Here is a 16611-nt window from a genome sequence, read left to right as displayed (position 1 = left end):
CGCAGGAGTCCCTACTGGTCCTCCTGCTCCTTGCGCGTCTCCGTGCGCACGGTGGCGGTGGCCGCCGCCAGCTCCTGCGCGCTCATGGCATTGCCGGTCGCGGAGACCTCCGCACCGGCCGCCAGCCCACCCGTGGTCCGGGAGACCGTGTGCTGCACGACGCCGATGGTGTCGGAGTCGCCCCAGACGCACACCGAGCTCTCGGTCGAGGACGAAATCGTGCCGTACGCGTAACTGCTCTTGTCCGCCTTGCACTTCATCACCGCCCCGTTGAAGCCGCCGGGCGCGATGTCCGTCCACGGCGTGACGTTCTGCACGTTGGTCTTGGCGGCGCCCAGCAGCTTCTTCTGGGACTCCTCCATCCGGGCGATGAGCATCTCCACCGTCTTGCGGGGATTCGCAATCTTCCCGTAGGCGCCGCTGACCGACAGCCGCTGCTTGTCGAGGTTGGTGTACGACTGGGAGACGGCGGTGCCGTTCTCGATGCCGAGCGCCTTGGCGTCCTCGTTGTCGGCGATGGACTCCGGGTGCTTGTCCGGGGCCGAGGTCGTCGCCTTGGTGTACTTGCCGCTCAGCAGCGCGTCGGGCATCACCAGCATGTACGTCTTCTTCTCACCGCCGCTGCCGCCGATGGCGCCGGTGGAGTACAGGTACCCGCCCACGGCGGCGCCCACCAGCACGAGGGCGCCGACGGTCACTCCGATCGCCTTGCCCTTGCCGCGCCGTGGCGGCTCCTGCTGGTAGGGCGGGGCGGGCTCCCCGTACGGCGTGGGGGAGTGCGGCTGGGCGTACGGCTGTGGGGGAGCACCGTACGGGCCCGGCTGGTGATAGCTCATCGTGTCCTTTTCGACGCAGGATCATTCCGTGGGGGGTCTGCGTCATCCTTGCGACGGCTGGTACCGGCTTGAGGTCGAGCCCGCAACGGTTTCGGAACGACGGCTACTGCTTCGTAACTTCGACGCGCGTCTCCTTGCGCAGTTTCGCGGTGCGCTCGGCGGCGTCCTGGAGGGTCACCTCCGACCCGCCGGGCACCAGCGCCGAGGCGTCGGCGACGAAGACGGTGCCGACGGTGCTGTGGTCGGCCCAGATGCACAGCGGCATCCGGAACGTCCGCGAGCCCAGCTCCCCGCCCGAATAGACGGTCTTCTGGCACTTCATCACCGCGCCCGGTTCGAGGCCGGCCGGCGTCATCTTCTGCGGGTCGCCGTCGAGCGTGGTCTTCGTGCCGTCGGACTTCTCCTTCGACGACGCCATCGACACGCTCAGGAACATGCTGTCCACGGTGGCCTCGGGGTCCTTGACCTGGCCGTAGAGGCCGGTGAACTTCATCCCCTTGCGGTCGGCCGCCGTGCCCTCGGTCACATAGCCGGCGGTGACGTTCTGCGCGTCCTTGACGCCCAGCAGCAGAAGGCTCTTCTGGTCGACGGAGGCGAAGCCGCCGCCGCTGCCGCTGGGGTCCTTCTTGTACGCGCCGTCGAGCACGGTGTCGGGGGTCACGAGCTTGTAGCGCTTGCCGTCGTCGCCCGGGGCGAGCGAGGAGGCGGAGGAGGACGGGGAGGGGGAGGCCGAAGGTCCGGCGCTCCCGGCGGCCTTGGCGTCGTGCTTGCCGCCGTCCTCCTTGCCACCCATCAGGGCGTACGCGCCGCCGGCGATCGCACCGACCAGGACCACCGCGCCGATGGCGATGCCGATGGCCTTGCCCTTGCCGGAGCGCTGCTCGGGCACCGGCGGCGGGAAGGGCGAGGGGTACGCCGGCGGGTAACCACCGGCGTTCTGGTACGGGTTGGGCTGCTGGGCGTACGGCGCCTGCGCGGGCTGCGGTGCCTGCGGGGGCTGCTGGGGTATCGGGGGCTGCTGGGCGTAGGGGTTGGGCTGCTGGGGCGGCTGCTGCGGCGGCACGCCGTACGGGCCCGGCTGCGGGGGCTGGCTCATGGCGGTGCGGTGTCCTCTCCGGCTACTGCTTCGGTATCTCGACCCGCACGTCGCGGCGGGTCTTCGCGGTCAGTTCGGCGGCCTGCTCCAGCGGGACCTGCCTGCCGGCCAGCACCGCGGCCTGGTCGAGGGAGAGGACCATCGCCGTGGTGCTGTGGTCGGCCCACACGCACATCTGCATCGTGATCGGCTTGCCGCCCGGCGCGGTCGTGCCCACCAGGCGGGTCTGCTGGCACTTCATGACGGCGCCGTCGTCGAGCCCGGCGGGGGAGACCCTCTCGGACGAGCCGAGGAGCTCCATGTTGTCGTTGGTGCCCTTTTTGATCGCCGTCCGCAGGGACAGGAACATGCCGTCCACCACGCCTTCGGGGCGCTTGATGGTTCCCCACGCGCCCATGAAACGAATGCGCTTCTGCGTCATGACGGGGGCGTCGGTCTGGTAGGCGCCCGAGATCGACTCGGGGTCGGCGACGCCGATCTGCCGCAGCTCCGTCTTCTCCGCCGCGCCGAACGCGGGCACGTGCGCGTCCGGGTCCTTCTTGTACTCGCCGGCGAGGATCGCATCCGGCGCGGTGAGCTTGTAGCGCTTGCCGTCGGCCGCCGTGGTGGCGCCACCGCCGTCCTTGCCGCCGGCCAGGAGCACGAAGCCGCCCGCGACGATCGCGCCGACCAGGATCACCGCGCCGAGCGCGATGCCGATGGCCTTGCCGGTGTTGCTCTGCTTCGGCGGCACCGGCGGCGGGTACGGCCCGGGCATCCCCGGCTGCCCGTACGCGGCACCGTACGGCCCGGGCTGCTGCGGCACCCCGTACGGACCCGGCTGCCCCGGCGCGCCGTACGGGCCCGGTGCGGGGGCGCCGTACGGGCCGGGCTGCGGGGGTGCGCCGTAGGGCGCCGGGGGCTGCTGCGGGTAGCCGTGGCCCGGCTGGGCTCCGCCCTGGCCGTAGGGGCCCGGCTGGGGTGGCTGCTGCGGCGCGCCGTACGGGCCGGGCTGGTGCTGGCTCATCGTCTCTCTCTTGTCGCCGTGAGGTGGGGCAGGGGGTGGCCGAACGTGTGCGCGTCATCCTCCCGGATGGCCTGTCCATGGCGAACGGCGGGGCGGAGACGGGGTGGAAAGCAGTTCGTGACCTGTCACCGGTGACCCGTAGAATTCCGTCCGTGACCGATAACACTCAGCAGAGCCCCGGACGAGGGCCCAAGGACAGCACCCCCGAACTGCCGACCCAGTACGCGCCGGCCGAGGTAGAGGGGCCGCTGTACGAGCGCTGGGTAGAGCGGGGTTACTTCGAGGCGGACGAGAAGAGCGAGAAGCCTCCGTACACCATCGTCATCCCCCCGCCGAACGTCACCGGCTCGCTCCACCTCGGACACGCGTTCGAGCACACCCTGATCGACGCGCTCACCCGCCGCAAGCGGATGCAGGGCTTCGAGACGCTGTGGCAGCCCGGCATGGACCACGCCGGCATCGCCACGCAGAACGTCGTCGAGCGGGAGCTGGCCAAGGAGGGCAAGTCCCGGCACGACCTGGGCCGCGAGGCCTTCGTCGAGCGCGTCTGGAAGTGGAAGGCCGAGTCCGGCGGCCAGATCTCGGGCCAGATGAAGCGCCTCGGCGACGGCGTCGCCTGGTCGCGCGAGCGCTTCACCATGGACGAGGGCCTCTCCAAGGCCGTCCAGACGATCTTCAAGAAGCTCTACGACGACGAGCTGATCTACCGCGCCGAGCGCATCATCAACTGGTGCCCGCGCTGCCTGACCGCCATCTCGGACATCGAGGTGGAGTACCAGGACGACGACGGCGAGCTCGTCTCCATCAAGTACGGCGAGGGCGACGCCTCCATCGTGGTGGCCACCACCCGCGCCGAGACGATGCTCGGCGACACCGCCGTGGCCGTCCACCCCGAGGACGAGCGCTACAAGCACCTCATCGGCACCGAGATCGAGCTGCCGCTGACCGGCCGCCGCATCCCCGTCGTCGCCGACGCGCACGTCGACCCCGGCTTCGGCACCGGCGCCGTCAAGGTCACCCCGGCCCACGACCCGAACGACTTCGAGATCGGCCGCCGCCACGGCCTGCCGTCGCTGACCGTCCTCGACGAGCACGGCATCATCACCGTCCACGGTCCCTTCCAGGGCCTGGACCGCTTCGAGGCCCGCTCCGCCATCGTCGGCGCCCTGCGCGCCGAGGGCCGCATCGTCGCCGAGAAGCGCCCCTACGTGCACTCCGTCGGCCACTGCTCGCGCTGCAAGACGACGCTGGAGCCGCGCCAGTCCATGCAGTGGTGGGTCAAGGTGGGCCCGCTGGCCGAGGCCGCCAGCGGTGCCGTCCGCGACGGCAAGGTCAAGATCCACCCGCAGGAGATGGAGAAGCGGTACTTCGACTGGGTCGACAACCTCCACGACTGGTGCATCTCGCGCCAGCTGTGGTGGGGCCACCGCATCCCCGTCTGGTACGGCCCGAACGGCGAGACCGTCTGCGTCGGCCCCGACGAGCAGCCGCCCACCGGCGAGGGCTGGCACCAGGAGACCGACGTCCTGGACACCTGGTTCTCCTCGGGCCTGTGGCCCTTCTCCACCCTCGGCTGGCCCGAGCGGACCGAGAGCCTGGAGAAGTTCTACCCGAACTCCGTCCTGGTCACCGGCTACGACATCCTCTTCTTCTGGGTCGTCCGGATGATGATGTTCGGCCTGTACGCGATGGACGGCACCCCGCCGTTCCACACCATCGCCCTGCACGGCATGGTCCGCGACCAGTTCGGCAAGAAGATGTCGAAGTCCTTCGGCAACGCGGTCAACCCGCTGGACTGGATGGACACCTACGGCTCCGACGCCGTCCGCTTCACCCTGGCCCGCGGCGCCAACCCCGGCGTGGACGTGCCCATCGGCGAGGACTGGGTCCAGGGCTCGCGCAACTTCGCCAACAAGGTGTGGAACGCGACCCGCTTCGCCCTGATGAACGGCGCGACGGTCGAGGGCGAGCTGCCGCCCGCCGAGAAGATGTCGGCGACGGACCGCTGGATCCTCTCCCGCCTGAACACGGTGGTCGCCGAGGTCGACGCGTACTACGACGACTACCAGTTCGCCAAGCTCACCGACACCCTCTTCCACTTCGCGTGGGACGAGGTCTTCGACTGGTACGTCGAGCTGTCCAAGACCACGTTCATGGGCGGCGGCGAGCAGGCCGAGGTCTCCGCCCGCGTCCTGGGCGAGGTCCTCGACGTCACCCTCAAGCTGCTGCACCCCGTCGTGCCCTTCGTCACCGAGGCCCTGTGGACCGCGCTGACGGGCAAGGAGTCCGTCGTCGTCGCCGACTGGCCGGTCGACAGCGGCTTCCGCGACGCCGAGGCCGAGCGGGAGATCGAGAACCTCCAGCAGGTCATCACCGAGGTCCGCCGCTTCCGCTCCGACCAGGGCCTGCAGCCCGGCCAGAAGGTCCCGGCCCGCCTGGAGCTGTCCGGCACCGCGCTGGCCGCCCACGAGGCGGCCATCCGCCAGCTGCTGCGCCTGCAGCCGGCCGAGGAGGGCTTCCAGGCCACGGCCAGCCTGCCGGTGGCCGGCGCCACCGTCGAGCTCGACCTGTCGGGCGCGATCGACTTCGAGGCCGAGCGCAAGCGCCTGACGAAGGACCTCGGCGCGGCGGAGAAGGAGAAGGCCCAGGCCAACGCCAAGCTCGGCAACGAGGCGTTCCTGGCCAAGGCGCCCGACAACGTGGTGGAGAAGATCCGCACGCGGCTCGCCGCGGCCGAGGCCGACATCGAGCGCATCACCGGCCAGCTCCGGGCCCTGCCGGGCGCCTGAGCACAGGCCGATACAAAGGGCCCCCGTCGCGCATGCGACGGGGGCCCTTTTGCACGGTGCCCCGAAGGGGCGCGGGGAACTGCGCGACAAGCCACGACGCGCCCGCAGACGGAGTGCCGTGAACCTCGGCTGCAGGCCGTCGGTGGCTTGTCGCGCAGTTCCCCGCGCCCCTTCGGGGCGCCCCTTACGGGGCGCCGTGGTGGCGGGCCTCCCAGGGCCTGGTGCGGCCGGGGTCCCACATCGGGCCCCACGGGCCCTCCACCGGTTCCTCCTCCACCCGCCCCCGGGGCCGGTGCTGATTGCGCTCGCGCCGGTCGCGGACCGGGGCGAAGAGCACGTACGCCGTGGAGACCACCACGAAGCCCAGCCTGATCAGACCGCGCGCCGACTCGTCCGGGACGAGGAAGACGCTGCCGTACAGCACCAGCAGCGCGATCCAGCTCCACCACGGCACCAGGCGCCGCTGCCCGCACACGTCCCACAGCAGCGTGCCCAGCAGCACCGAGGCCGTGTAGTAGGTGTAGACGCTCGGGTCCAGCATGATGCGCGCGTTGGCACCCAGCAGCACCACCGCCGCCCACCGGCCCCGCCACACGGCGATCGTGCCCAGCGCCAGGCCCAGCGCCGCCTGCGCGGGCCGCGCCCAGCTCGGCGTCTGCGGGTCGTTGGCACCCAGCCAGCGCAGCGCCGAGGCCGGGTTGTTGGGGATGGTGAACTTCGCGGCGGCGAAGGAGTCCGGGGCGACCACGAAGAACGGCAGCCAGGCCAGCGCCACCAGCGCCGCGCACCACAGCCCCGCCCGCAGCCAGCGCTCCTTCGGCAACGCCAGCAGCAGCGGGACGAACGCCAGCGCCGTGGGCTTGGAGTCCAGGGCCAGCGCCATGCAGATGCCGGTCGCGGCGGCGTTGCAGCGCGTCAGGTAGTACACGGCCAGCGCGGTGAAGAACAGCGCGAGCACGTCGTCGAGATGCGCGAAGCGGACCGAGACCTCGATCCACATGGGGGTGAACGCCAGCCCGGCGATCAGCACGCGCCGCCGCAGCCGCTGGTGGTTGGTGCCGGTGCCCAGGAAGTGCCGGGCCGCGCTGCGCCCGGCGAGCACCAGGATCACCAGGCCGAGCGTCGACATCAACGCCTCGGCGAGCACCTGCCCGACCTCGGCCGGGAAGGGGTTGAACAGGCCGGCCACCAGGAAGCTGACCGGACCCATCTGCAGTTCGGGGTGGCGGGCGTAGAGGTTCAGCCCGCCGTCCCCGGACGACCCGTAGATCAACTCGCCGCCGGTGCGGAGGTAGTGCCAGGAGAAGCCCCCGCTGGGCTCGACGATGGCGAACCAGAGCACGGCCCACGCGGTGAGCAGGACCAAGTGCGTCCGGTTGCCGATGTGGGGTGTGCGCACGACGCTCCCGTTCCGCCACCCGGAACCGCTCCGGGCATGAATGTCACCGTCGGTCAGATGGCGGAAACGGAAGGAAGGTTGCTCGTGCGGCAAGGGCTGTGGCGGGGCTCACGCCTCGATGGCCACCGGGCCCGACGCCGTGCTCTCGGCATTGCGGCGGGTCTTCGCCCAGCCGTTGCGGCCGCGCAGCATCCGCACGAAACCACGCGCCGACGCCGGGAAGAGATGGTAGGCGTACAGCCACAGGGCCAGCCCCCACAGCACCGCCGTCAGCAGCGAACGGTCGGAGGCGAAGTCCCGGCGGTAGACCGGGCCCCACAGCACGAACGGCCCGATCGAGAGTACGGCCAGTCCCAGCACCAGCGGCCACAGTGCCAGCATGCCGCCGAAGGCCGCACCCGCGCCGTCCGCGGCGGCCGTAAGGCCCAGCAGGACGAACATCACCGCGCACAGCGCCAGCGTCACCAGGTGCGCGACCGGCTGCAGGAACGTGTACAGGGTCTCCAGCACGCCCCTGCCGCCGTAGTGGCGGGAGGAGACGATGCGCGGCGCGTAGCGCACGCACTGCAGGTTGCCCTGGGCCCAGCGGGTGCGCTGCGTCAGGAAGCGGCGGCCGTGCGGCAGGCCCTCCTGGGAGACCCAGGTGTCGGCTATGTGTGCTATGCGGTCACCGTTGAGGATCATGTGCAGGCCCAGCTCGTAGTCCTCCAGCAGCGCACCGCGCTGCCACGGGCGGCGCTCGGCGGCGGCTATCCGGTCCAGCGAGGCGAGCCGGGTGAACTGGCCGTTGCCGCCGAGCCCGACGGAACCGGTACGGCCGCGCAGCAGCTGCATGCCGGCGTTGGAGACGGAGAACTCCATGTCCTGCATGCGCACCAGCAGACGGGCGAAGGCGTTCGCGACCCGGCCGCGGTCCTCGCCGAGCGGGTGCTTCTCGCCGGCGTTGCGCATCCGGACACTGACCTGGACGCCGCCGACCTCGGGGTCGCCGAAGCCCTGCGGGCCGCTGACCTTGGCCAGGGCGTCCGGGGCGAGCTGGCCGTCGGCGTCGACGACGCACACCACGACGCGCTCGCGGTCGGTGTCCTTCGACAGGAACTCGTTCAGCTCGTCGTACGCGGCGTTGAGTGCCGCGCCCTTGCCCTGGCGGGCGTGCGGACGGTGCCGGCGCACGAGGTGCACCCGGCGGTCCTCCTCGGAGAGCCCGGCCACGATGGCGCCCGTGCGGTCGTCGCTGTCGTCGTCGATGACCCACACGTGGGCGGCCGGGTGGTCGGCGCGCAGTCGCGCGACGGTGGTGCCGACGACGGCCTCCTCGTCCCGGCACGGGACGAAGAAGTGCCAGCCGAACGCGTCGGGGTTGCCGTTCTCCACGGCGGGGCGGCGCAGGTAGGCGTGGCGGGCGCCGGCCCAGTAGAGGAGGAAGCAGAGGAGGAGGAAGAAGGGGAAGACGAGGAGGAAGGGGTTAGAGAACATGCGGCTGCGGTGTGCTCCGGTGCGGGTGGGATGCGGGTTGCTGTGGGTGGCCCTGCGGGCGGGGTCGGGAAGTGACTCCTACGCCGCCGCGGCCAGCTCCTGCGGAGCCGCGATCGCCGTCAGGAGCGTGACGATGCGCTCCGACGCGAGCCCGTCCCCGAAGGGGCTCGGCAGTGCGGCGAGCCGCGCCAGCCCCTGCGGCCCCTCGGCCAGGCGGCGCCGGGCCGCCGCGCCGATGGCGGGCCCCGGCTCCACGAGCTCCGCGAAGTCCGCCATGGCCTCCGGCCGCTCCGTGGAGCGCCGCACCACGACCAGCGGACGGCCGAGGACGGTGCACTCCTCCTGGATGCCGCCGGAGTCGGAGACGAGCAGGGCCGCGTGCCGGGCGAGGCCGAGGAACTCGGCGTAGCCGAGCGGCGCGGTGACGGTCAGCGGGGCGAGGAGGCCGCCCAGGCCGGCGGCCTCGATGCGGCCGCGGGTGCGCGGGTGCAGCGGCAGCAGGACGGGCCGGTCGGCCGAGGCCAGGGCGCCGAGCTCGGTGAGGACGGCCCGCAGGGCGGCCGGGGAGTCGGTGTTCTCGGGCCGGTGCACGGTGGCCAGGACGTAGCCGTCGGCCGCGAGCCCGTACCGCTGCAGGAGCGCGGCGCGCTCCGCGGCGCCGGGCAGCTGCCCGTGGACGGCCTCGACGACGGTGTTGCCGGTGACGGCGATGCGCGCGTCGTCGATGCCTTCGGCCAGCAGGTTGGCCCGGTTGTCCTCGGTGGCGGCGCACAGCACGTCGGCGATGCGGTCGATCAGGACGCGGTTGTGCTCCTCGGGCATGTTGCGGTCGTGGCTGCGCAGGCCGGCCTCGACGTGCAGCAGCGGGATGCCGCGGGCGTTGGCGGCGAGCGCGCCGGCGAGGGCGGCGTTGGTGTCGCCCTGGACGACGACGGCCAGCGGCGGCTCGGCGGTGAAGAGGTCGTCGAGCTGGGCCAGGGCGGCGGAGATCTGGACGGCGCGGGGCTGTCCGCCGACGCCGGTGAGGAAGGTCGGCTCGGGCAGGCCCAGCTCGGTCAGGAAGCGGCCGGAGAGGTTCTCGTCGTAGTGCTGCCCGGTGTGCACGAGGTGCGCGGCGGGGCCGAGGAGGCGCACGAGGTCGGTCAGCTTGACGAGCTCGGGGCGGGTGCCGAGAACGATGGCGACGCTGCGCGGGGGCAGGGACAGCACGGGAGGGACTCCTGGAGCGGACGACGACGGCGAACGCTCACGAGCCTGTGGTGCGTCGGTTGCGGGTCGGGCGGGTGTTCGGTTGCCGGACGGTTGCGAACGGACGATCGGGGACCTTGGTCCCGGTGCGGTCAGGGACCTTCGTCCCCCGGCGGCCGGTAGCGGTAGCCGAGGCCGCGCACGGCCTCCAGCGGGTCGGCGGCCTCGTCGCCCGCGGCCTGGCGCAGTTTGCGGCGCAGCCGCAGCACCGCGAACTTCACCCGTTCCCGGCCGGTGCCCTCGGGGTCGTCCCAGACCCGGTCCAGCAGCTGCTCGGTGGTGATCACCCGGCCGCGGTTGCGGACGAGCAGCTGCAGCAGCCGGTACTCGATGTCGCTGAGCCGGGTCTCGTGGCCGTGCCAGATGGCCGAGCGGCGTTCGGGCACCAGGCGCAGCCCGTCCTCGCCGTGGTTCTCGCCCGCCCAGCGGGCGGGGGCGCTGCGGCGCAGCAGCGCCTCGACGCGGGCGAGGAGCTCGTCGTTGCCGAAGGGCTTGGGCAGGTAGTCGTCGGCGCCGGCGCGCAGTCCGCGTACGCGGTCGCTCTCGGCGCCGCGCGCGGTGAGCAGCAGGACGGGCAGGTCGGACATGTCGCGGGTGCGTTCGAGCACGTCCCAGCCGTCGAGGCCGGGCAGGCCGATGTCGAGGATCATCAGCGCGGGGCGTTCGGCGAACAGCAGCCGCAGGGCCTCGCGGCCGTCCTCGGCGTGCACGGCCTCGTAGCCGTTGCGGGCGAGCAGGACGCGCACGGCGAGGGCGAGGTCGGGGTCGTCCTCGACGACCAGGACGCGGGTCATGGCGCTCCTCCGGCCGGATCGGCGGTGCCGGGTCCGGCGACCGGCAGCCGGATGCGGAAGGTGGCGCCCTCGCCGGCCCGGCCGCCGGCGGTGATGGTCCCGGCGTGGAGCCCGACGACGGTGCGGGCGATGGCCAGGCCCAGGCCGGTGCCGGGGTAGCCGCCGGAGCGGGCGTTGGGGGCGCGGACGAAGCCGGTGAAGATCTCGTGGCGGGACTCCTCGGGGATGCCGATGCCGGTGTCGGTGACCTCGATGTCCCAGTGCACGCCGCGCAGGGCTGCGGTGATGCCGATGCGGCCGCCGGGCGGGGTGAACTTGGCGGCGTTCTCCAGCAGGTTCCCCAGGACGTGCCGCAGCCGGTGCGCGTCGCCGCGCAGTGGGGGTCCGGGCTCGCAGTCCAGGGCGGCGAAGAGGCCGGCGCGCTCGATGGCGGGCATGTGTTCCAGGAGGGCGTCCAGGAGCAGCTGCGGCACGTCGACGTCGCCGAGCTCCAGCCCGGGCTCGGCGCCCGGGGCCCGCATGCGGGTGGTCAGCAGCAGGTCGGAGATCACCCGCTGCATGCGTTCGGCGTTGCGCCGGATGGCCTGCAGGAAGGAGCGCTGTTCGTCGGTGAGGGTGCCGAAGGACGGGTCGGCGAGCAGCTCGCCGAAGCTGCTGATGGACGACAGGGGGGTGCGCAGCTCGTGGGAGGCGGCGGCGGTGAAGGCGTTGCGCTGGCGGGCCAGCTCGGTCAGGGCCCGGTTGTCGCGCTCCAGGTCGCGCTCGCGGCGTTTGGCGGCGGTGATGTCGGTGAAGACCCACAGGGCGCCCAGGTACGCGTCCCCGTCGCGCAGGGGCTCGACCTCGCGGCGGATGACGCGGCCGTCGGCGAGCGGCAGCTCGGCGACCCGGTGGACGTGCACGCCGGGGGTCGGGGCCGCGCCGCTGCCGGGGCCCGGCACGCCGAACAGCTCGGTGAAGCGGCGGTTGACGGCCAGGACCTCGTCGGTGGGGCCCTGCAGGAGGGCGCCACCGGGCAGCGCCTCCAGGACCGCCTGCAGGACGGCCTGCAGCCGGTCCGGGTCCTTCGGGCCCCCGGACGCCGATGCCATCGTCTCCCAACGTAGGGCAAAGCGGATCAATCCGCTCCTCTGGGTGCCGGGGGCGCCCCGGCCCCGCGGCCGCCCGGGGTCCGTAGACTGGTCGCCGTGAGCGAGCGCCCCATGAACGACGACAACGGCGATACCGGACGTGACGAGGCCGGTGAAACCGGCGGAAACGACGCGAACGAGACGTTCGAGGAGATCGTCGAGACCGAGACCGGCCGAGACCCCGACCTGGCCGTGATCGAGGCCGGCAGCCGCACCCTGCGCACCCAGGCCGGGCCGCCGCAGGGCGATGGCGTACCCGCCCGTCCGGAGGACCCCGAGGTCGACCGGGCGCTGCGCGAGGTGGAGGCCGAGCTCGCCGGGCGCTGGGGCGAGACCAAGCTCGACCCCTCGCTGGGCCGCATGGAGGCCCTCATGGACATCCTGGGCCAGCCGCAGCGCGCCTACCCCGCCATCCACATCACCGGCACCAACGGCAAGACCAGCACCGCCCGCATGATCGAGGCGATGCTGGGCGCCTTCGAGCTGCGCACCGGCCGCTACACCAGCCCGCACGTGCAGTCGGTCACCGAGCGCATCAGCCTGGACGGCGCGCCGATCCCCGCCGAGCGCTTCATCGAGACCTACCGCGACATCGAGCCGTACGTGCGCATGGTCGACGAGCGCGAGGAGTTCCGGCTCTCCTTCTTCGAGGTCCTCACGGGCATGGCGTACGCCGCCTTCGCCGACGCCCCGGTCGACGTGGCCGTCGTCGAGGTGGGCATGGGCGGCACCTGGGACGCCACCAACGTCGTCGACGGCACCGTGGCCGTGGTCACGCCCATAGCGCTCGACCACACCGACCGGCTGGGCACCACGCCCGCCGAGATCGCCACCGAGAAGGCCGGCATCATCAAGGCCGGCGCCACCGCGGTGCTCGCCCAGCAGCCCGTGGACGCCGCCCAGGTGCTGCTCAAGCACGCCGTCGAGGTGGACGCCACGGTCGCCCGCGAGGGCATGGAGTTCGGCGTCGTCTCCCGCGAGGTCGCCGTCGGCGGCCAGCTGCTGACCCTGCGCGGCCTGGGCGGCGAGTACGAGGACGTCTTCCTGCCGCTGTACGGCGCGCACCAGGCGCACAACGCCGCCGTCGCGCTGGCCGCCGTCGAGGCGTTCTTCGGCATCGGCTCGCAGCACGCCCGGCCGCTGGACATCGACACCGTGCGCCGCGCCTTCGCCTCCGTCACCTCCCCGGGCCGCCTGGAGGTCGTGCGCCGCAGCCCCACCGTCGTCCTGGACGCCGCGCACAACCCGGCCGGCGCGCAGGCCACGGCCGAGGGCATCACCGAGGCATTCGGCTTCAGCCGCCTGATCGGCGTCGTCGCCACCAGCGCCGACAAGGACGTCAAGGGCCTGCTGGAAGCCTTCGAACCGGTCTTCGCCGAGGTCGTCGTCACCCGCAACTCCACCCCGCGCGCCATGGACGTCGACGAGCTGGCCGCCCTGGCGGTCGAGGTCTTCGGCGCCGAGCGCGTGCAGGTCGAGCCGCGCCTGGACGACGCGCTGGAGGCGGCGATCACCCTGGCCGAGGAGGAGGACGAGTACGCCGGCGCCGGCGTCCTGGTCACCGGCTCGGTCGTCACGGTCGGCGAGGCCCGGCTGCTGCTGAAGGGCAGGGGCTGACGATGCGGACGCTGTGCGCGAGCACCCTGATCGGTGAATTCTTCGTCATCGGCTTCGCGGGCCTGGTGGCCATGCAGACCTCCGACCTGTCCACGGGCACGGTCTGGGCCGTCAGCGGCACGGCCATGGTGCTGAGCGTGCTGCTGTGCGGCATGCTCACCCGGCCCGGCGGCGTGGCCCTGGGCTGGGCACTGCAGCTGGGGCTGATCGCGAGCGGTCTGGTCGTGCCGATGATGTTCATCCTCGGCGCGGTCTTCGCCGGCCTGTGGTGGGCCTCGGTCCACTTCGGCCGCAAGGTCGACGAGGCCAAGGCCCGCTTCGCGGCCGCCCAGGCGGAGGCGCAGTAGCCGGATTGTCGGTGGGTCGCACCCTGCCTGTACCCTTCCGCCCAACCGGACACGATCACCTTTACGAGTCCCCTCCAAGGAGCCGCAGCATGAGCCAGCGCACCCTCGTCCTCCTGAAGCCTGACGCGGTTCGCCGCGGGCTCGTCGGCGAGATCATCAGCCGCATCGAGCGCAAGGCCGGCTGGACGATCACCGCGCTGGAGCTGCGCACGCTGGATCGCGGCACCCTCGAGCAGCACTACGCCGAGCACGTGGGCCGCGACTTCTACGAGCCGCTGATGGGCTTCATGTCCTCCGGCCCCGTCGTCGCCCTGGTCGTCGAGGGCGAGCGGGTCATCGAGGGCGTGCGGGCGCTGGCCGGCCCGACCGACCCGATCTCGGCCGCTCCCGGCTCCATCAGGGGCGACTTCGGCACCATCACGCGCGAGAACCTCATCCATGCCTCGGACTCCGAGGGCTCGGCGGAGCGGGAAATCAAGATTTTCTTTCCCGGTCTCTCCTGAATCCGCCGGATACGAACGCCCATTCTGATCAGGGGCGACCGATTTCCTTTCGGTCGCCCCCCGGCATATGCGCGCCGAACGAGGGAACCTCTCACTCCGACACGACGTCACCATTACGGGGGCCGGCTCGTGTTCCGCCGACAATGGCGGAGGAACCCTCGCGCCGCGTCCGACCGGTCGAGACTACGATGAAGCTTCCGCGCCCGCAGCGCACCACACCTGCCGACCTCGAGTAAGCGATCGCTCAAACTGGGAAGGCCAGACGCATCCTCATGGGGAACAACATGTCGTTCATCGGCCGTGACATGGCTGTCGACCTCGGGACCGCCAACACGCTGGTGTACGTCAGAGGCCGGGGGATCGTTCTCAACGAACCGTCAGTCGTTGCGATCAATACCAACACCGGTGGCATCCTGGCGGTCGGTGCCGAGGCCAAGAAGATGATCGGCCGGACCCCGGGCAACATCGTCGCCGTGCGTCCGCTCAAGGACGGCGTGATCGCCGACTTCGAGATCACCGAGCGCATGCTGCGCTACTTCATCCTGAAAATCCACAAGCGCCGCTGGATGGCCCGTCCGCGTGTCGTGGTGTGCGTGCCCTCCGGCATCACCGGCGTCGAGCGCCGCGCCGTGATCGAGGCGTCCACCCAGGCCGGGGCCCGTCAGGTGCACATCATCGAGGAGCCCATGGCGGCGGCCATCGGCTCCGGGCTGCCCGTCCACGAGGCCACCGGCAACATGGTCGTCGACATCGGCGGCGGCACCACCGAGGTGGCCGTGATCTCCCTGGGCGGCATCGTCACCGCGCAGTCCATCCGGGTCGCCGGCGACGAGCTGGACAACGCGATCATCCAGCACATCAAGAAGGAGTACAGCCTCCTGCTGGGCGAGCGCACGGCCGAACAGATCAAGATCACCATCGGTTCGGCCTACGACCTGGAGCAGGACGAGCACACCGAGATCCGCGGCCGCGACCTCGTCAGCGGGCTGCCCAAGACCGTGGTCATCTCCGCCGCGGAGGTCCGCAAGGCCATCGAGGAGCCGGTCAACTCCATCGTCGACGCGGTCAAGACCACCCTCGACAAGTGCCCGCCCGAGCTGTCGGGTGACGTGATGGACCGCGGCATCGTTCTCACCGGAGGCGGTGCCCTGCTGCGCGGCCTGGACGAGCGGCTGCGCCGGGAGACCGGCATGCCCATCCACATCGCCGAGGACCCGCTGGACTCGGTCGCCCTCGGCTCGGGCAAGTGCGTGGAGGAGTTCGAGGCCCTGCAGCAGGTGCTCGACGCCCAGCCGCGCCGCTAGCGGTCGGGCGGCCACCGACGGCGGCAATCCCCTTGCTGTCGAAACAAACTGATATACAGGCAGAACGCTCCCTAATGACCGTCCGGACCCGCAGCCGGGCGGTCCGACGAGAAGGGCACGCCGCCGCACGTGAGGGACACACGAGAGAGCCGGCTGCTGCTGGTGTTGCTGATCGCGATCGCCTTCGCGCTGATCACGGTCGACATCCGCGGTGGTGAACAGTCCCCGCTCGACGGTGTCCGGCACGCCGCCGCCTCCGCCTTCGGCCCCGTGGAAAAGGGCGTGGCGGCGGTGGTGGACCCGGTCGGCAACGCCATCGCCGCCGTCCGCGACTCCGGCGACCGCAGCAGCCGCATCGCCGAACTCGAACGGGAGAACACCGCCCTCAAGCAGCGGCTCGGCAGCGACGACCGCAACCGCGGCCGGACGCGCGAGCTCGACGCCCTGCTCAAGACCGCCGGCCGCGGCCAGTACGGGATCAAGGGCGCCCAGGTCATCGCCATAGGAGCCGCGCAGGGCTTCTCCTGGACCGTCACCATCGACATCGGCAGCGACGACGGCGTCCGGCGCGACATGACCGTCATCAATGGCGACGGCCTCGTCGGCCGTGTCACCACCGTCGCCCCGGGCACCTCCACCGTCCTGCTGGCCAGCGACCCCAAGTTCACCGTCGGCACCCGCATGGAGAAGACCGGCGAGCTCGGCTTCGCCGGTGGTCAGGGCGACAGCGCCCTGCGCGTGGAACTGCTCAACGGCAAGGCCGCCGTCCACAAGGGCGACCGCCTGGTCACCTTCGGCTCCAGCAAGGACAAGCCCTTCGTGCCCGGCGTCCCCGTCGGCGAGGTGGTGCGTGTCGAGCCGTCCGCCGGCGGCCTGACCCGCACCCTGCAGGTGCGTCCCTTCGTCGGCTTCAGCAAGCTCGACATCGTCGGCGTCGTCGTCGAGGCGCCCCGCGACGATCCGCGCGACACGGTCCTGCCGCCCAAGCCCGAGGCGCCCAAGCCGGCCCCCACCGTGACCGTCACCGTCACCCCCAGCCCGAGCGCCAAGCCCCAGGACTGACGAC

At 71.8% G+C, this 16611-nt stretch carries 14 protein-coding genes; 6 read left to right on the top strand and 8 right to left on the bottom strand.

All coding sequences use genetic code 11. From position 1 onward, the window contains the following. Window positions 1-11: 11 nt before the first annotated feature. The 3 genes from AC27L3_RS11060 to AC27L3_RS11050 form a co-directional block, all read right to left on the bottom strand. Window positions 12-836, bottom strand: a complete 825-nt coding sequence (locus tag AC27L3_RS11060) for a hypothetical protein (RefSeq protein ID WP_487233814.1) — start codon at window positions 834-836, stop codon at window positions 12-14. 103 nt (window positions 837-939) lie between these two features. After that, window positions 940-1932 (bottom strand): hypothetical protein, encoded by a 993-nt coding sequence (locus tag AC27L3_RS11055; RefSeq protein ID WP_487233813.1) that lies wholly within the window; start codon window positions 1930-1932, stop codon window positions 940-942. A gap of 22 nt (window positions 1933-1954) precedes the next feature. Beyond that, window positions 1955-2938: a hypothetical protein gene (locus AC27L3_RS11050; RefSeq protein WP_487233812.1), complete on the bottom strand. Its 984-nt coding sequence runs from the start codon at window positions 2936-2938 to the stop codon at window positions 1955-1957. A gap of 152 nt (window positions 2939-3090) precedes the next feature. Between AC27L3_RS11050 and AC27L3_RS11045 the strand changes: the two genes are divergently transcribed. Beyond that, a complete protein-coding gene (locus AC27L3_RS11045; protein WP_487233811.1) occupies window positions 3091-5727 on the top strand; it encodes a valine--tRNA ligase in 2637 nt (878 codons plus the stop codon). A 184-nt stretch (window positions 5728-5911) separates the two neighbouring features. On the opposite strand, the gene AC27L3_RS11040 is transcribed toward AC27L3_RS11045, so the two are convergent. From AC27L3_RS11040 to AC27L3_RS11020, 5 genes are all read right to left on the bottom strand, one after another. Continuing rightward, window positions 5912-7126, bottom strand: a complete 1215-nt coding sequence (locus AC27L3_RS11040; protein WP_487233810.1) for a hypothetical protein — start codon at window positions 7124-7126, stop codon at window positions 5912-5914. Between the two features lie 108 nt (window positions 7127-7234). Then, window positions 7235-8602 (bottom strand): XrtP-associated glycosyltransferase, encoded by a 1368-nt coding sequence (locus tag AC27L3_RS11035; RefSeq protein ID WP_487233809.1) that lies wholly within the window; start codon window positions 8600-8602, stop codon window positions 7235-7237. Between the two features lie 78 nt (window positions 8603-8680). Next, entirely contained in the window at window positions 8681-9811 is a 1131-nt protein-coding gene (gene wecB / locus AC27L3_RS11030) for a non-hydrolyzing UDP-N-acetylglucosamine 2-epimerase (protein ID WP_487233808.1), read from the bottom strand. A gap of 131 nt (window positions 9812-9942) precedes the next feature. Beyond that, on the bottom strand, window positions 9943-10644 hold the full coding sequence (locus AC27L3_RS11025) for a response regulator transcription factor (protein ID WP_365969639.1): 702 nt from the start codon (window positions 10642-10644) through the stop codon (window positions 9943-9945). Further along, window positions 10641-11735: a PAS domain-containing sensor histidine kinase gene (locus tag AC27L3_RS11020; protein ID WP_487233807.1), complete on the bottom strand. Its 1095-nt coding sequence runs from the start codon at window positions 11733-11735 to the stop codon at window positions 10641-10643. Before AC27L3_RS11020 ends, AC27L3_RS11025 begins: the two co-directional genes overlap by 4 nt. 111 nt (window positions 11736-11846) lie before the next feature. On the opposite strand from AC27L3_RS11020, the gene folC reads away from it, so the two are divergent. The 5 genes from folC (at window position 11847) to mreC (ending at window position 16607) form a co-directional block, all read left to right on the top strand. Further along, window positions 11847-13391: a bifunctional tetrahydrofolate synthase/dihydrofolate synthase gene (gene folC / locus AC27L3_RS11015; RefSeq protein WP_487233883.1), complete on the top strand. Its 1545-nt coding sequence runs from the start codon at window positions 11847-11849 to the stop codon at window positions 13389-13391. 2 nt (window positions 13392-13393) lie between these two features. Next, window positions 13394-13738 (top strand): DUF4233 domain-containing protein, encoded by a 345-nt coding sequence (locus AC27L3_RS11010; protein ID WP_487233806.1) that lies wholly within the window; start codon window positions 13394-13396, stop codon window positions 13736-13738. A gap of 89 nt (window positions 13739-13827) precedes the next feature. After that, window positions 13828-14241 carry a nucleoside-diphosphate kinase gene (gene ndk / locus AC27L3_RS11005; RefSeq protein WP_487233805.1) on the top strand — a complete coding sequence of 138 codons (414 nt, stop codon included), beginning with the start codon at window positions 13828-13830 and terminating at the stop codon, window positions 14239-14241. A 284-nt stretch (window positions 14242-14525) separates the two neighbouring features. Then, window positions 14526-15545: a rod shape-determining protein gene (locus AC27L3_RS11000; RefSeq protein ID WP_004950903.1), complete on the top strand. Its 1020-nt coding sequence runs from the start codon at window positions 14526-14528 to the stop codon at window positions 15543-15545. Window positions 15546-15674: 129 nt separating this feature from the next. Then, entirely contained in the window at window positions 15675-16607 is a 933-nt protein-coding gene (gene mreC, locus AC27L3_RS10995; RefSeq protein WP_487233804.1) for a rod shape-determining protein MreC, read from the top strand. Window positions 16608-16611: the final 4 nt, after the last annotated feature.

The sequence above is a fragment of the Streptomyces sp. PKA51 genome (assembly GCF_057552455.1).
The sequence above is the reverse complement of the archived record's forward strand: the minus strand, read 5'-3'. Positions and strand labels throughout refer to the sequence as shown.

Excerpts from the sequence above, each read along its gene's own strand:
- AC27L3_RS11035 (WP_487233809.1), bottom strand. The coding sequence starts at position 8,602 with ATGTTCTCTAACCCCTTCCTCCTCGTCTTCCCCTTCTTCCTCCTCCTC.
- AC27L3_RS11060 (WP_487233814.1), bottom strand. The coding sequence starts at position 836 with ATGAGCTATCACCAGCCGGGCCCGTACGGTGCTCCCCCACAGCCGTAC.
- AC27L3_RS11020 (WP_487233807.1), bottom strand. The coding sequence starts at position 11,735 with ATGGCATCGGCGTCCGGGGGCCCGAAGGACCCGGACCGGCTGCAGGCC.
- AC27L3_RS11025 (WP_365969639.1), bottom strand. The coding sequence starts at position 10,644 with ATGACCCGCGTCCTGGTCGTCGAGGACGACCCCGACCTCGCCCTCGCC.
- ndk (WP_487233805.1), top strand. The coding sequence starts at position 13,828 with ATGAGCCAGCGCACCCTCGTCCTCCTGAAGCCTGACGCGGTTCGCCGC.
- AC27L3_RS11000 (WP_004950903.1), top strand. The coding sequence starts at position 14,526 with ATGTCGTTCATCGGCCGTGACATGGCTGTCGACCTCGGGACCGCCAAC.
- AC27L3_RS11010 (WP_487233806.1), top strand. The coding sequence starts at position 13,394 with ATGCGGACGCTGTGCGCGAGCACCCTGATCGGTGAATTCTTCGTCATC.
- folC (WP_487233883.1), top strand. The coding sequence starts at position 11,847 with ATGAACGACGACAACGGCGATACCGGACGTGACGAGGCCGGTGAAACC.
- AC27L3_RS11055 (WP_487233813.1), bottom strand. The coding sequence starts at position 1,932 with ATGAGCCAGCCCCCGCAGCCGGGCCCGTACGGCGTGCCGCCGCAGCAG.
- AC27L3_RS11050 (WP_487233812.1), bottom strand. The coding sequence starts at position 2,938 with ATGAGCCAGCACCAGCCCGGCCCGTACGGCGCGCCGCAGCAGCCACCC.